The sequence below is a fragment of the Nostoc sp. DSM 114159 genome (assembly GCF_053470285.1).
On sequence record NZ_JBPFEH010000001.1, the window covers coordinates 3,291,485 to 3,307,033 of the forward strand.

General features: G+C 44.3%; 6 protein-coding genes. 4 read left to right on the forward strand and 2 right to left on the reverse strand.

Annotated features, from left to right (window positions below; all coding sequences use genetic code 11):
- Positions 1-40 precede the first annotated feature (40 nt).
- From ACR5KR_RS13545 to ACR5KR_RS13555, 3 genes are all read left to right on the forward strand, one after another.
- Entirely contained in the window at positions 41-5,401 is a 5,361-nt protein-coding gene (locus ACR5KR_RS13545; protein WP_448266873.1) for an AAA family ATPase, read from the forward strand.
- Between the two features lie 396 nt (positions 5,402-5,797).
- Positions 5,798-7,819 (forward strand): carotenoid oxygenase family protein, encoded by a 2,022-nt coding sequence (locus ACR5KR_RS13550; RefSeq protein WP_448266874.1) that lies wholly within the window; start codon positions 5,798-5,800, stop codon positions 7,817-7,819.
- Positions 7,820-8,007: 188 nt separating this feature from the next.
- The gene (locus tag ACR5KR_RS13555) at positions 8,008-9,351 is read left to right on the forward strand and encodes an FAD-dependent oxidoreductase (RefSeq protein WP_448266875.1); all 1,344 of its coding nucleotides are present in this window, start codon (positions 8,008-8,010) and stop codon (positions 9,349-9,351) included.
- A 394-nt stretch (positions 9,352-9,745) separates the two neighbouring features.
- On the opposite strand, the gene ACR5KR_RS13560 is transcribed toward ACR5KR_RS13555, so the two are convergent.
- Complete coding sequence (locus tag ACR5KR_RS13560) at positions 9,746-10,105, reverse strand: hypothetical protein (RefSeq protein WP_448266876.1); 360 nt, start codon at positions 10,103-10,105, stop codon at positions 9,746-9,748.
- Between the two features lie 151 nt (positions 10,106-10,256).
- Here ACR5KR_RS13560 and ACR5KR_RS13565 point away from each other — a divergent pair, with 151 nt between their 5' ends.
- Entirely contained in the window at positions 10,257-10,526 is a 270-nt protein-coding gene (locus ACR5KR_RS13565) for a hypothetical protein (RefSeq protein ID WP_448266877.1), read from the forward strand.
- Between the two features lie 411 nt (positions 10,527-10,937).
- Here the strand turns inward: ACR5KR_RS13565 and ACR5KR_RS13570 are convergent, their stop codons facing one another.
- On the reverse strand, positions 10,938-15,392 hold the full coding sequence (locus tag ACR5KR_RS13570) for an nSTAND1 domain-containing NTPase (RefSeq protein WP_448266878.1): 4,455 nt from the start codon (positions 15,390-15,392) through the stop codon (positions 10,938-10,940).
- Between the last annotated feature and the right edge of the window lie 157 nt (positions 15,393-15,549).

Below are 15,549 nucleotides of genomic sequence, written 5' to 3' on the forward strand. Positions count from 1 at the left end.
TGAATAGACTTTAACAACACAGCAAACGCTTGAGTAATCTATGATCGCACTGGAAGGGTATAAAGTCCTGACAGAACTGCACGCAAGCCCCAATTCTCAGGTTTATCGAGGATACCGAGAGTTAGATCGACAACCAGTAGTACTGAAAGTTCTGTGGCAAGAATACCCATCCCCAGAAGCGATCGCTCGGTTTAAACTTGAATACGATCTCACACGCCGCGCTCAAGCGCCTGGAATTATCCAAGCCTACGACTTGAAAAAATATCAAAATACCTTAGTGTTAGTTTTAGAGGATTTTGGTGGGCAACCTCTACGTGAGTTACTCAATCAATCGCCTCTACCGCTAAATAATTTTTTGCAATTGGCTATACAAGTAGCGGCAGCTTTAGAAGCAATTCATCAGCAACAAATTATTCATAAAGACATTAATCCTGCCAATATTCTTCTCAATCCCACAACTCAACAAACGAAAATAATTGACTTTGGGATTGCTACTTTGTTGTCGCGGGAAAATCCCACGTTGCGAAATCTGAATGTTTTAGAAGGGACTCTCGCTTATATTTCTCCCGAACAAACAGGACGGATGAATCGCTCGATTGATTATCGCACCGATTTTTACTCTTTGGGAGTCACTTTCTACGAACTGTTGACCCAGCATTTACCTTTTATTAGCGACGATCCTGTAGAACTGGTTCACAGCCATATTGCCAAACAACCGATTCCACCCGATCGCATCAATCCTCAAATTCCACCAGCGCTTTCGCAAATTGTGATGAAGTTGCTAGAAAAAACTGCCGAAGCGCGTTATCAAAGTGCTTTTGGATTGCAGGCAGATTTAGAGCAATGTTTGGAGATGTTGCACGCTACAGGGCAAATTTCCTTATTTGAACTGGGACAGCAAGATTGCTCCGGTAGATTTCAAATTCCTCAAAAACTCTACGGACGCGAGGCGGAAGTGACAAATTTGCTGGCAGCTTTTGAGCGAGCTAGTCACGGTCAAAGTGAAGTGATGCTGATTGCAGGTTATTCTGGAATTGGCAAATCAGCCCTAGTTCAAGAAATTTATAAACCGATTACTCAGCAACGGGGATATTTTATTTCTGGGAAGTTTGACCAGTTTCAACGCAACATTCCCTACAGTTCTTTAATTCAAGCCTTTCAAGCTTTAATTCGCCAACTATTAACTACAAGTGAAGCCGAAATTGCTATTTGGCGCAAAAAATTATTAGATGCTCTTGGTGTCAATGGCCAGGTGATTATCGAAGTGATTGCAGAGGTAGAACTGATTATTGGTCAGCAGCCACCCGTTATAGAACTATCGCCCAAGGAAGCGCAAACTCGGTTTAATTTGGTCTTGCAAAACTTCATTAAGGTCTTTACCCAAAAGGAACATCCTTTAGTGATGTTTTTGGACGATCTGCAATGGGCGGATAGTGCATCACTCCAGCTGATTCAGTTGTTAATTAGTCAAGCAGACAGTCAATATCTGTTGCTGATTGGTGCTTATCGCGATAATGAAGTAGATAAAAGCCATCCCCTGCGGACAACGATCGCATCCTTAGAACAAGCAGGAGTGGCTATTCACGAACTCACCTTAACGCCCTTAGCATTGCCTGAAATTCAACAACTCCTCAGCGATACTCTCAACAATGCCGATTTAGCAGAAGTTACTCCTTTAGCAGAACTGCTTCAGCAGAAGACAAATGGCAATCCCTTCTTCATGAATGAATTTCTGAAGTCGCTGTATGCAGAAGAATTACTCCAGTTTAATTTCACTCAGCGACAATGGCAGTGGCAACTGACAAAAATCCAAGCAGCGCAGATTACCGATAACGTAGTTGAGTTGATGGCGCTGAAAATTCAAAAGCTGCCAGTAGCCACCCAAGAAGCTTTAAAATTAGCAGCTTGTATTGGCAATTCCTTTGATTTGCATACTTTAGCGATCGCTAGCTCAAAATCTCTTGCAGATGTCGCCGCCCAACTCTGGGAAGCCGTGCAAACCGGACTAATTTTACCCCAAGGTAATGACTACCAACTCTTGCAAGTTGCCGACCTAGAAGTAACAGCGCTGACAAATTTGGATGTAGTCTACAAATTCCTGCACGATCGCGTCCAGCAAGCAGCTTATTCACTGATTTCTACTGACCAAAAACAGGCAGTACACTTGCAGATTGGGCAACTATTATTACAAGGCATTACTCCCCAAAAGCAAGAAGAAAGGATTTTTGACATTGTTAATCAACTGAATTTCGGCATCGTCCTAATCGCAGATCGTCAACAGCGACAAAAATTAGCTCAGTTGAATTTAACAGCAGGTAACAAAGCCAAAGCCTCAGCAGCCTATCAGCCAGCTTTAGATTATCTGACAATGGGGATTAATTGCCTAGCAGCTAACTGTTGGCGGCAACAATATCAGCTAGCTTTGGCATTGCATACCGCCGCCGCCGAAGCTGCTTATTTGGGTGGGGACTTTGAACGCATGGATGCACTCACAGATGAAGTTCTGCAAAAGACCCGTAGCACAGTCGATCAGGTGCAGGTTTATGCCATTAAAATCCAAGCTGCGATCGCCTGCGATCAATTATTGGCAGCTTCTAAACTCGGTCTGCAAGTTCTGCAACTGCTGGGCATTCCCTTAGCCAGCAACCCCGGTCAACCGCAAATTATGCTGGGATTGCTAAAAACTAAACTTGCTTTGGCAGGTAAGCAGGTACACACCTTAGTTGACTTACCAAAACTCACCCATCCCACAAAATTAGCGGCAATTCGCATCCTGGCAAGTATTGCCTCGGCGACCTACCTCGCAGCCCCGAATGTTTTTCCTTTGACGGTCTTTAAACAGGTAGAAATATCCGCGAAATATGGCAATGCGGCAGAATCAGCCTTTGCCTACGCTACCTATGGTTTGATTCTCTGTGGCGTTGTTGGGGATTTGCAAGGGGGATATAAATTTGGTGAATTAGCCTTGCAAGTGCTAGACCGCTTCAATGCCAAGCATTTGCAAGCGAGAACTTTATTTGTAGTTAATTCCTTTGTTCGCCATTGGCAAGAACCACTTCAAAATACTATTCCTTCACTGCAAGCAGGATTTCAAATTGGGCGGGATACGGGTGATACCGAATACGCTGCATTTTGTGCCAATACATCCTCTATGCATTCCTATTTTACTGGTCAAAATCTGGCTGAATTAGATGAATGTCTAGCTATTTACGCAGATGCAATTCAGCAGTTTAAGAAAAAACCGATATTTGTTCTCATTCAACTTTCTCGCCAAGTAGTTGCTAATTTACAGGGCAAAAATGCTAATCCCTGTCAGTTGATGGGGGAATTTTATGATGCAACGGTGATGTTAGCCCAGCATATTGAGAGTAACTATCGCACAGCTATTTTTTATATTTATACTAATCACCTCACGCTGAATTATTGGTTTGAAGATTATGCTACAGCTGTCAAGAATGCTGATTTAGCAATTCCTTATTTAGATGCAGTTGTGGCTTTATATATTGTGGGATGGTTCCACTTTTATGACTCTTTAGGACGACTAGCTTTAGCTTCTGTTGTCAGTGCAGCAGAACGTCAAAAGTTACTTCAGCGAGTAACCGCAAACCGGAAAAAATTGCAAGTCTGGGCAAAGTTTTCTCCTGTCAACTATAGCCATAAATTAGCGCTGGTAGAAGCAGAATGGCATCGGGTGCATGAAGAATCTAGTCAGGCGATCGCTTGTTACGATCGCGCCATTGCCTTAGCCCAAGAAAACCAATATTTGAATGAAGCGGCTCTCGCTAATGAATTAACTGCCAAATTTTATCTAGCCCAGAACAAATCCAAGATTGCCCAAGTATATCTGCAAGAAGCCCGTTATCTTTATTTGCAGTGGGGAGCGATCGCTAAGGTAAAAGATTTAGAAGCCAAGTATCCCCAAATCTTAACGCGCATTCTCGAAAAAGCTGTTAACTCAACTTTATCAACCACTACTTCTCACCCAACAGGTCTCACAAGTACCAGCCGCTCAGAGTCATTGGATTTGGTGACAGTCATCAAAGCTTCTCAAACCCTTTCTGAAGAAATTCAACTAGATAAACTTTTATCTAACTTAATGCGGATTTTAATAGAAAATGCCGGGGCGCAACGGGGATTTTTGCTGTTGTCAACCAAAGGAAAATTTCTAATTGAAGCTCAGGGAACCGTTGGTGAGAATACTATTCAGGTGTTGGAATCACTCAGTATTGAAGATAACCAAACTCTTTCTACTGCGATCGTTAATTATGTGATTCGCACTAAAACTAATGTAGTCCTAAACGATGCCATCCACGAAGCAGTAGGGATTGGGGAATTCATCAAAGACCCCTACATTCGCCAATACCAGCCGCGATCGATTTTGTGTACTTCCTTGATTAATCAAGGAAAGTTAGCAGGGATTGTCTATTTAGAAAATAACTTGACAACCGGAGCATTTACACCAGATCGTTTGGAGTTGCTCAACCTGCTTTCCGCACAAGCAGCTATTTCCATTGAAAATGCCCGTTTGTATACAGATTTAGCTGCACTCAACAAAGCTTATGAACGCTTTGTCCCGCGCCAATTTCTGCAATTCCTCGATAAGCAAAGCATTATAGACGTGCAATTAGGCGATCAGGTGCAGCGAGAAATGTCAGTCTTATTTACCGACATTCGCGCCTTCACCACCCTTTCCGAAAGCATGACTCCCGCCGAAAATTTCCGATTTATTAACTCCTATCTCAGCCGCATGGAGCCGATCATTCTCGAAAACAATGGCTTTATCGACAAATATATTGGTGATGCGATCATGGCTTTGTTTGCAGGAGATGCCGATGATGCCGTACAGGCGGGAATTGCCATGTTGCAGACATTAACAACCTACAACGAAAAACGCAAAGCCAAAGGTTACTTACCAATTCAAATTGGCATTGGGATTAATACTGGTTCGCTCATTTTGGGGACAGTCGGCGGGTTGAATCGCATGGATAGTACAGTGATTAGTGATGCAGTTAATCTAGCAGCGCGAATCGAAGGATTGACCAAAACATTCAACGCGCCACTTTTAATTACCGACCAAACTTTTGAACGCTTACAAAATCGCGATCGCTATGGTATTCGTGTAATTGGTCAGGTGAAGGTGAAGGGTAAAACGAATGCTGTGACTGTTCATGAAGTGTTTGCAGCCGATTCCCCAAAAGTGAATGCAGGTAAAGCGGCTACTTTAGAAGTATTTGCATCAGCATTAGCGTGTTACGAACAACAACAATTTGCCGCAGCAGCCGAGTATTTTCAAGATTGCTTGCAGCAAAACCCGTGCGATCGAGTCGCGCAGATGTATCTTGAGCGCTGTCAGCCGGGAAAAGAAATAGCATCAATTTTTACTGAGGCAGTTAAATTTTAAGGGATTTACATACTGATTGCTGACTAAATTAAGAAGTACTGAGTAATTAATTACCCCCCTTAATCCCCCCTTGGAAAGGGGGGAGACCGGAAATCTAGTTTCCTCCCCTTTGCAAGCGATGCCCTGACTTGTGCTGAGCGTAGCCGAAGTAGCTTGTCGAAGGGGGGAGGGTTAGGGTGGGGTAAAACCATGATTTATCAGCTATTTCAGACTTGTGTATACACGGTAGTCCCTTGTAAACGATCTTTCAACTCAGCACTCTTCATAGTTGGATTTAAAAATCCTGAAAAAGCTGATGTTTGGACATTTGAGGGCAAAAGCTCAACTTTTAAATTAAAACCTAGTGTTATACCTAAAAGCAAAACACCAAATTAGACAATATCAGGGTATCAATTAATGAATCCTAAAATTCCCGAACCCCGATTTCCAGAGGCAGCAATGACTGCCAGCCGTCAGGAAATATCGAATTTACCGATGAATGTCATCTATGGAGATGTACCGACAGATTTATCAGGACATACGTTTATTATTGCGCCTGTAGGTAGTGTTGCTTCTGGGGGCTTACCCAATCCAAATGCAACCCACATTTTTAACGGTGATGGGATGATTTACCGCTTAGATTGGCAAGCCGGACAGGTGACTGTCAAGACGAAACTGGCACGTACACCTTGCTATTATGCAGATCGAGCAACTTTTAAAAATCCTACTTATCGCTCTCATCAATTTCGCGATTATGGGTTGTTACGCTTCTCCCCTTCCTTGGGCTTGCGAGATGAGGTAGATATTGCCTTTCTCGCCTTTAATACGGCTAAAGACAGCCAAGAGCGATTAATGATTACTTATGACGCTGGTCGTCCCTATGAAATTGATACCAATAGTTTAGAGATTGTTACCCCAGTGGGAGGTAATACTGAGTGGAAACCGTTTCTACCTTTTCCCTATCCTTTCCCCCCGGTGTTGAGTACGTCTCACCCAGCCTTTGATGGTTATACTAACGAAGTTTTTTTAGTTAACTATGGGCGATCGCTGAGTAATTTTCTTGAAAGTGCGCGTTTCATTTATGACCTAGAACAACTGCCCCAGGAACTACAGCAATTGCTAAGTGCGATCGCTCAACTTTTAGACAACAATCCTTTGCAGATTCCCTTGGGAATGTTCTCGAAGTTTTCTCAAAGTTTCTCGCAACTATTGATTGGCTGGATTGAGAAATTGTTGGGAACTGCTATGCCAGATTTTGTTCGTCTGATGCGGTGGAATGGTGTCGGTAAACTCCAGCAGTGGGATTTGATACTGCCGGATGGTTCCCCGGTGCGAATTGAACAAAGCATCCATCAGTTGGCAGTTACCAAAGATTACGTGGTGCTGATGGACACCTCCTTGAAGATTGGCCCAGAACAAATCCTGAATAATCCCATTCCCGATAGTTTGGAAACTGAGCGCCTTCTGCGGCGATTACTGACGCGATCGCAGCAGCCCAATTCTCCCATTTACATCGTGCGTCGGGCTGACCTGAAAGCAGATGTGACTACTGTCGTAGTCCGCCCAGCCGTAATTCCTTTAGAAACAGTGCATTTTTTGACCGATTACGAAAACCCTGACGGTCAAATCACCTTGCACGCTGCCCATCTCTGCGCCACAGATATTGCCGAATGGGTTCGCAAGTATGATATATCAAAATTCGATGCTCCCAAATCTGCGCCTCTGTGGTTGGGAGGAATGTTATCTAATGGGCAAATGGATGTGGGTCGTCTGGGTCGCTATCAAATAAACGGCGAGACAGGTCAGATTCAAGATGCCAAAGTAATTTACGATACTCGCCGTCATTGGGGTATAGGATTCTACGCTTGCCAGGAAAAGCTGGCCTCTGGATTGCCTCCTCAGCGGATTGATAATATTTATTGGCAATCCCTCGGTTTTTGGCCAGAATTGCTGACTGAGTTTATTTACAACTTGTACGAAGAGTATCCCTATCGGGCTGTACCACTAAAAGACTTAATGCAACGAGAAGAAGCATTTCACAATCGCCCTTCTTCTTTATTTCGGGTCGATACAATCAAAATGGAGGTGGCAGATTTTTATGATGCGCCCTCTGGTTACTTCATCAGTTCACCCCAGTTTGTACCGAGATTGAACAGCAATGGCAGTTCTACAGATGGCTATATCGTCTGTACGGTATTTGGGGAAAATAACAACGAAATTTGGATCTTCCAAGCCGATCGATTAGGGGCTGGGCCTATATGCAAATTGAGTCATCCACAACTGGATTTTGGCTTCACAATGCACACTACTTGGTTATCTGCGATCGCACCTCGCACTGCTAATTACGATATCCCCGTGCGACAAGACTATGAATCGTTACTTAAACAGCCAGCCATTCAGCAATTATTCACAGAAGCAGTTTATCCACATTTTCAGTAGAAGTTGCGATCTATCTATATAAATTAGGAGATTTTAAAAGCGTGAATGTCAGGAACAGTAACGTTCCTGCCTTCTTGCTTGGTCACTGAGCGTAGCCGTTGGTGCAGCCTCTCGTAGAGAAGTGCTGCCTTCTACTAATCGCAACATTCTCAAATCAGGGCACATTACTACTAGGAAGAACGACTATTATGACTAAAGTATCTAAAGATGCACGAATTTGTATTGTCGGGGCGGGAGCAGCCGGATTATCTACGGCTTACTTTTTGAAAAAGCAAGGCTACCGCAACGTACTTGTCTTAGAAAAAGCTGGACGGGTAGGGGGATTGTGTTGTTCCATTACTTATAATTCTCGTTCTTTTGACTTAGGAGCAAATTATCTCACCCCTGCCTACAAAGAAGTCCTCAAAATGGCTGAAGAAGTCGGCGCTCCACTTTACAGCGAAGGGCCAGGGCAAGTCTACAACCCTTTTAAATCTCAACCGGGACAACCTGCCTACACCTCAATTATGAATGCCGTTACCGAGGGAACCGACCCAGTAACGTTTTTGGCAGCCGTTGGGCGCTATTGGTGGGAGCGTCTTTGGTTAGAGCCAATTATTTCCGTTCCTGGGTTTGCCGGTATCAGTCAACATCCCGAACTCACTCAACCTTTTTCCCAGTGGTTAGCAGAGAAAAATTTGTCATGTCTAACAACTTTATTTGAAATTCCGATTACCGCAATGGGCTATGGCTATTTAAACGAAATCCCTGCTGTCTATGCCTTAAAATACATGACCCTAGAAACCTTTGGGACTTTAGTTACTTACGGTGCAGATATGCGCTGCGGTTGGCCTAAACGGTTTATTGATGGTTTCCAACGCTTCTGGGAGCGTGTTGCTTGGGGAATAAATGTGCGCTTGAATATTGACATCAAAGAAATCAAGCGTGGAGCAATTACACGGGTGCGGTTCACCGAGCAAGAGCAGATTCTTGACAAGATTGTTACCCATGAAGAAGTTTTAGAATTTGACTATCTGGTTTTAGCTTGTCCGTTGACGTTGAATGTTCTCAACACCTTTCTCGATTTGTCGCCAGCAGAGAAAGACCTATTTGAGCAGATTATTCTCAATCCCTACAGTTTGATTACCTATCTGATTCCCGAACTGGAAATGCCAACCCCAGTAACTAATGTCATTCCCTTAAATGCGGTGGGGAATCCTTGGTTTATTGCTCAACAGTTTGCTGACAATGACCTGATTGCCTTTTACACTCGCCTAGATCGTGAGGGAAAAATCACTAAAACAGATGTTCTCCAAGGGATTCAAAAGACATTAAAGAATTTGGGAGTGCAGGTAGATGATGATTACTACACCTACGATAAGTGGCCTTACTTTCCTCACGTTACTTCAGAGGTCATGCAAGCGGGATTTTACGATCGCTTAGAAGCCCTGCAAGGTCAACGCAAAACCTTCTATGTAGGAGGCTTATTGAATTTTGAGTTGGTTGAGACTATTGTGGAGTATTCAAAAAGTTTAGTCGAGAAGAACTTTTAGTCCAGAAAACTTCTTTCTCCTTTGAAGTTGTACACACAAGTCGAATTACCCCCCTTAATCCCCCCTTGTAAAGGGGGGAAATCGGAAATCTAGTTCCCTCCCCTTTGCAAGGGGAGGGTTAGGGTGGGGTAAAACCTTAGTTAATCAACTATTTCAAATTTGTGTATACACCGTAGCTTGTAAAGGGGGGAAACAAGAAAATCTAGTTCCCTCCCCTTTGCAAGGGGAGGGTTAGGGTGGGGTAAAACCCAGATTTATCAGCTATTTCAGACTTGTGTGTACACGGTAGCCTTCACATACGGGGAGGGTTGGGGAGGGGTGATTCAAGGATTTTTGCAAGAGGTCTAGTAATTTTTGGTTGGCGATCGCATAGATCGCATTTAATCGCGCCTAGTTAATTCGGCAAAACCACGCTTTGACGCACAGCACGCTTGCGATCGCTTTTACGAGTACCTCCAGCCATCTGATATTCGTGGCTATTATTACCATATTTATAAGCAATACCACGCAAAATTTTCTCAGAATAGTCTGCTAATTCCTGTTCGTTTTCGACAAGCTGGGTTAGTAAGACATCAATAGTAGAGAGGGTGGTATTGTATGCTTCTAGAGATTGCCGCACACTTTCAATTTTTTCAGTATAATCTTTGACTGTTAACCCTTCTCCGACATCAAGAGTGTGACTAATAGATTTAACGCTTGCTAGACGTAGTTCGGCTTTGCCAAGAGTACGTGAATTGCGTTTTCGCCTTCCCATAAATTAATACTCATTTTCTCAATTTCTCATAACTCTATAGTGGACAATTGTTGAAAAGGTTGTCATACGTGGAATTGTTGATTTTTCTAAAAAAGCCTAAAATTTATTTGCTTTATCCTAATTAGTAATTACGAATTTTGAATTACCAATTATGAATTGGTATAACATCAAAGCGGAAGCTGCTACAGCTTGCGCAAAACACGGAAACGTGAAAGCAGAAGTTGCTACAGCTTGCGCAAAAGGCGGAAACGTGAAAGCAGAAGTTGCTACAGCTTGCGCGAAACACGGAAACGTGAAAACGGAAGTTGCTACAGCTTGCGCAAAACACGGAAACGTGAAAGCGGAAGTTGCTGCAAGCAAAGCGGAAGTTGCTACAAGATCGGTCGCTCCCTTCGACTTCGCTCAGGGAACACCCCTCTGAATTTTCATCATCCTTGTAAAACTTGAACAGCAGTCAATGTTTAGATCGGCAAATATCAGTGAAGCGATCGCCTGTTTTAATCAGTGCGATTTCCCTGAGCAAAACGTTCCCTGAGCAAGACGTTCCCTGAGCGGAGTCGTTCGCGTAGCGTCCCGAAGGGAAGGGAACATTCTAATTGGTCTTATTACCAATGCCATCGCAGAGAGTGCTGCCTTCGACTTCGCTCAGGCAGCTTTGAGTTCCCTGAGCAAAACGTTCCCTGACCGGAGTCGAAGGGAACATTCTAATTGGTCTTATTACCAATGCCATCGCAGAGAGTGCTGCCTTCGACTTCGCTCAGGCAGCTTCGAGTTCCCTGAGCAAAACGTTCCCTGAGCAAAACGTTCCCTGAGCGGAGTCGAAGGGAACATTCTAATTGCTCTTAGTACCAATGCCATCGCAGAGGTGCTTGTCGCTCGCATTGGGATTTGATTGTAAATAACCACGTAGCCTGTTGCAACTGTAAGTGATTAAATCATCTAGGTTATTTATATTTAGGTACTGCCAGACTTTCACGGTTTTGTCATAACTAGCAGAAGCGATGGTTTTGCCATCAGGGCTAAATGCTACGCTACTGACCGCATCGCTATGCCCTTTGAAGGTGGTGATTTCTTTGGCACTCACCGCATCCCAGACTTTCACGGTTTTGTCATAACTAGCAGAAGCGATGGTTTTGCCATCGGGGCTAAATGCTACGCTACTGACCACATCGCTATGCCCTTTGAAGGTGGTGATTTCTTTGGCACTCACCGCATCCCAGACTTTCACGGTTTTGTCACCACTAGCAGAAGCGATGGTTTTGCCATCGGGGCTAAATGCTACGCTACTGACCGCATCGCTATGCCCTTTGAAGGTGGTGATTTCTTTGGCACTCACCGCATCCCAGACTTTCACGGTTTTGTCAAAACTAGCAGAAGCAATGGTTTTGCCATCGGGGCTAAATGCTACGCTATAGACCGCATCGCTATGCCCTTTGAAGGTGGTGATTTCTTTGGCACTCACCGCATCCCAGACTTTCACGGTTTTGTCATCACTTGCAGAAGCGATGGTTTTGCCATTGGGGCTAAATGCTACGCTATTGACCCCATCGCTATGCCCTTTGAAGGTGGTGATTTCTTTGGCACTCACCGCATCCCAGACTTTCACGGTTTTGTCATCACTTGCAGAAGCGATGGTTTTGCCATTGGGGCTAAATGCTACGCTATTGACCCCATCGCTATGCCCTTTGAAGGTGGTGATTTCTTTGGCACTCACCGCATCCCAGATTTTCACGGTTTTGTCATAACTTGCAGAAGCGATGGTTTTGCCATCGGGGCTAAATGCTACGCCCCAGACCCAAGAGCTATGCCCTTTGAAGGTGGTGATTTCTTTGGCACTCACCGCATCCCAGACTTTCACGGTTTTGTCATCACTTGCAGAAGCAATGGTTTTGCCATCGACGCTAAATGCTACGCCCCAGACCACATCGCTATGCCCTTTGAAGGTGGTGATTTCTTTGGCACTCACCGCATCCCAGACTTTCACGGTTTTGTCAGAACTTCCAGAAGCGATGGTTTTGCCATCGGGGCTAAATGCTACGCTATAGACCCCAGAGCTATGCCCTTTGAAGGTGGTGATTTCTTTGGCACTCACCGCATCCCAGACTTTCACGGTTTTGTCAAAACTAGCAGAAGCAATGGTTTTGCCATCGGGGCTAAATGCTACGCTATAGACCGCATCGCTATGCCCTTTGAAGGTGGTGATTTCTTTGGCACTCACCGCATCCCAGACTTTCACGGTTTTGTCATAACTTGCAGAAGCGATGGTTTTGCCATCGGGGCTAAATGCTACGCTACTGACCGCATCGCTATGCCCTTTGAAGGTGGTGATTTCTTTGGCACTCACCGCATCCCAGACTTTCACGGTTTTGTCATAACTTGCAGAAGCAATGGTTTTGCCATCGGGGCTAAATGCTACGCTATAGACCGCATCGCTATGCCCTTTGAAGGTGGTGATTTCTTTGGCACTCACCGCATCCCAGACTTTCACGGTTTTGTCATAACTTGCAGAAGCGATGGTTTTGCCATCGGGGCTAAATGCTACGCCCCAGACCTCAGAGCTATGCCCTTTGAAGGTGGTGATTTCTTTGGCACTCACCGCATCCCAGACTTTCACGGTATTGTCAGCACTAGCAGAAGCGATAGTTTTGCCATCGGGGCTAAATGCTACGCCCCTGACCGCATCGCTATGCCCTTCTAAGCGGTTCCGCTCTTGGGTATTGTAAATTGCTCGCTTGAGTGCCACTACAGCTTGTTGTTTAGCTTCTTGTTCTAAATTGGCATTTTTAATTGGTCTACCTAAAATTTGTCTACCTGACTGTGTAGCTGCAACCACAGCCTCAAGTTGTCTGTCAGAAAGTAGAGAAGCTTCAGAACTTTGCGCCAGAGAAATGGCACTTTGTTGTGCTGCTTCCTTAGCTTTGTTTTGGGCATTATACCATTGATAACCAGCAAAGATAGCTACTCCAGCTAACCCCATACTAAACAAAGTGACAACTCGGTTTTGCCGCCGTGCTGCTGCCAACTTTTCTTGTTGGCGTTCTTTCTCTTCTCGAACCAGGCGATTTTGCAGTTCTTGACTCTCCTGAATATACTCCTGGGCCACCCCATTCAGCATTTGCCAATCACCAAATCTAGCTAAATATCCCTCTGCTACTGCTAATCTGTCATCTTTTCTCAGAAATCCTGGCTTTTTCTGATTCTTTTCCCATTCTTGCGCTTCCGCTTCAATTTGTCGCTCAATCGCTATTCCCAACTTATATTCCTCTTTCCACTCACGCAACATTTGCCAGTGGCGGATTAAGGCTTCGTGGACAACATCTAAAATTACATCCTGGGAATCTGGCTCATCCGTCTTTGTAATTAATCGGGCATCTTTACCGGCTAACTTCTCACTCACGTATTGCAAAAGATTAAAGGAATGATGGGAATTAACCAACTCACCCAAACGCACGCGCCGCCGTATATCTGTGGTTTCTCCCATTTGCGTCAATTCCAGAAAAATCCGCCGCGCCACAGTTTTTTCTGTTGGTAAAAGACTGTCGTAAACTGCATCGGCGCGTTTTTGTAGCGTTCCTTCCACCCCGCCTAAATCCTCATAAGTTTTCAGGCTGAGAATCTCATCGCCTTGATTTCTCGACTCCCGCCATAATTCTGTCAACGTATATTGCAGCAAAGGCAAACTTCCGGGGTAATCCTCAACATCATTAATTAGTTGCTGTTTTAACCTGCCCTCTATGCCTAATCCTACCCAATCAGCCGGTTTAGTAATCGCTTCTTCAATTTCTTCACGGTTTAGGTGTTCGACGTTGATGTAAGGTTTATGGATTCTGCTGGCAAATTCGGGATATTCTCGCCATCTCGCCCGAAAATCCGATCGCATCCCAATGAAAATACAGAGGTTATCTGTACAGTCAATTAATTCCTGCAAACAGTCAAAGAATTCTTGGCGCTGGCTGTCATCGCACATAGTAAAGCATTCTTCAAACTGGTCGATAATCAAAATGACTGGTGTGTTTAATGCTTTTAATTCCTCGCCGATGACCTGACAATTTAGGTCATGTGGAAAAGCTAACGCTAAACCTAACCCCCCAGCCCCCTTCCCTACAAGGGAAGGGGGAGAATTCAAAGCCTCTCTCCTCGCAGGAGAGAGGTTTGGAGAGAGGTTTTCCAGATCCCGTGAAAAGTCAGCGCCGATAACATGGGCAATATCTGGCGTTGTCTCTGGATGGGAAAGATTAGGCAAGGAAAGTGCAAAAGCCTCCTGTAAACTGTTAACAGGAGATTCTTTCGGCGTAAACGGTGTAATATAAGTCCAGCGATCGCTCCCTGCAATATCTTGCCCTAACTTCAGCTGGTATAATAACCCAGCCCGTAACAGAGATGATTTCCCACTACCGGAAGCACCTAACACAGCAATAAGGCGATGCTTATCTGTTATCTGTTTAATCAACTGTCCAGTTAGCGCACTCCGCCCATAAAAAACCTCAGCATCTTCCTTAGTCTCCTTAAAATACGACAGGGAACGATAAGGACACTTATCCTGAAAGCTTTTTTGAGAAAACTTAGTTGTCAGCAGAATAGCGCGTGGGGAATTGGCAATTAACGGACGCTGGACTGTATTCGACATTCGGCTGATAATCAAATCTGCCAATTTGTGGCTATTAACGATCCCATCTGCGTCATTTTCCGGGTTCAATCCTGCAAGTAACGCCTCCGTCAACAACCCCTGCGTGTGGGGAATTTCGACACCAGTTTCGTAGGAACGGGTTGCAGTAATGAAACAGTAGTCTTTATCTGTGGGAATAAATTTTAACAATTCACCGCTATAGCAGCAATCTAGCCAAACAACGACTCGTTTAGCCTGACTTTTTTGCAGCTGCTCGCCCAACCAACTTAAGGGTATACCATAGATTTCTGCATCAGGTAAAACATCACTGGTAGCTAGAAATATTTCTTCTTTACCCGCCACAGTTTTGCACCACCCATGTCCTGAAAAAAAGAATAACGCTGTTTCTGGCGTGGGGTTTGGATCGGGAGGATTGAAAAGATTAGCGATCGCTTCTCTCAATTCTTGCACCTTTACTGCCCCTTGGCGGTCAATTTTACTTTCTCCCTTCGGGTTTAAAGTTTTAGGTAAACACTGAGCGCGAAAAGGTCTATAACCGTATAGTTCTAATTGTTGGGCAATTTTCTCTGCATCCTCTGCTGCTGCTGTTAGCGGCTTTAGAGTAGTGTACTCTGGGTAATAATTAATTCCAATAACTTGAGCAGCCCATTCCGATGCCATTTTTCTTACCTGACTGACTCTGATAACTTTTTGGTTAAACTGTAGGCAAAATCTGTCCACAGCATTTGTTTAGTTTGTATGAAAAATCACTAGAATACAGTGCAATAAACTAGATTAATTTACTCAAATAAAAGGTATAATAAGCAACATTGACTTT

Bases quoted from the DNA above. Each gene is read 5' to 3' on its own strand.
- ACR5KR_RS13550 (WP_448266874.1), top strand. From the start codon at position 5,798: ATGAATCCTAAAATTCCCGAACCCCGATTTCCAGAGGCAGCAATGACT.
- ACR5KR_RS13555 (WP_448266875.1), top strand. From the start codon at position 8,008: ATGACTAAAGTATCTAAAGATGCACGAATTTGTATTGTCGGGGCGGGA.
- ACR5KR_RS13570 (WP_448266878.1), bottom strand. From the start codon at position 15,392: ATGGCATCGGAATGGGCTGCTCAAGTTATTGGAATTAATTATTACCCA.
- ACR5KR_RS13565 (WP_448266877.1), top strand. From the start codon at position 10,257: ATGAATTGGTATAACATCAAAGCGGAAGCTGCTACAGCTTGCGCAAAA.
- ACR5KR_RS13560 (WP_448266876.1), bottom strand. From the start codon at position 10,105: ATGGGAAGGCGAAAACGCAATTCACGTACTCTTGGCAAAGCCGAACTA.
- ACR5KR_RS13545 (WP_448266873.1), top strand. From the start codon at position 41: ATGATCGCACTGGAAGGGTATAAAGTCCTGACAGAACTGCACGCAAGC.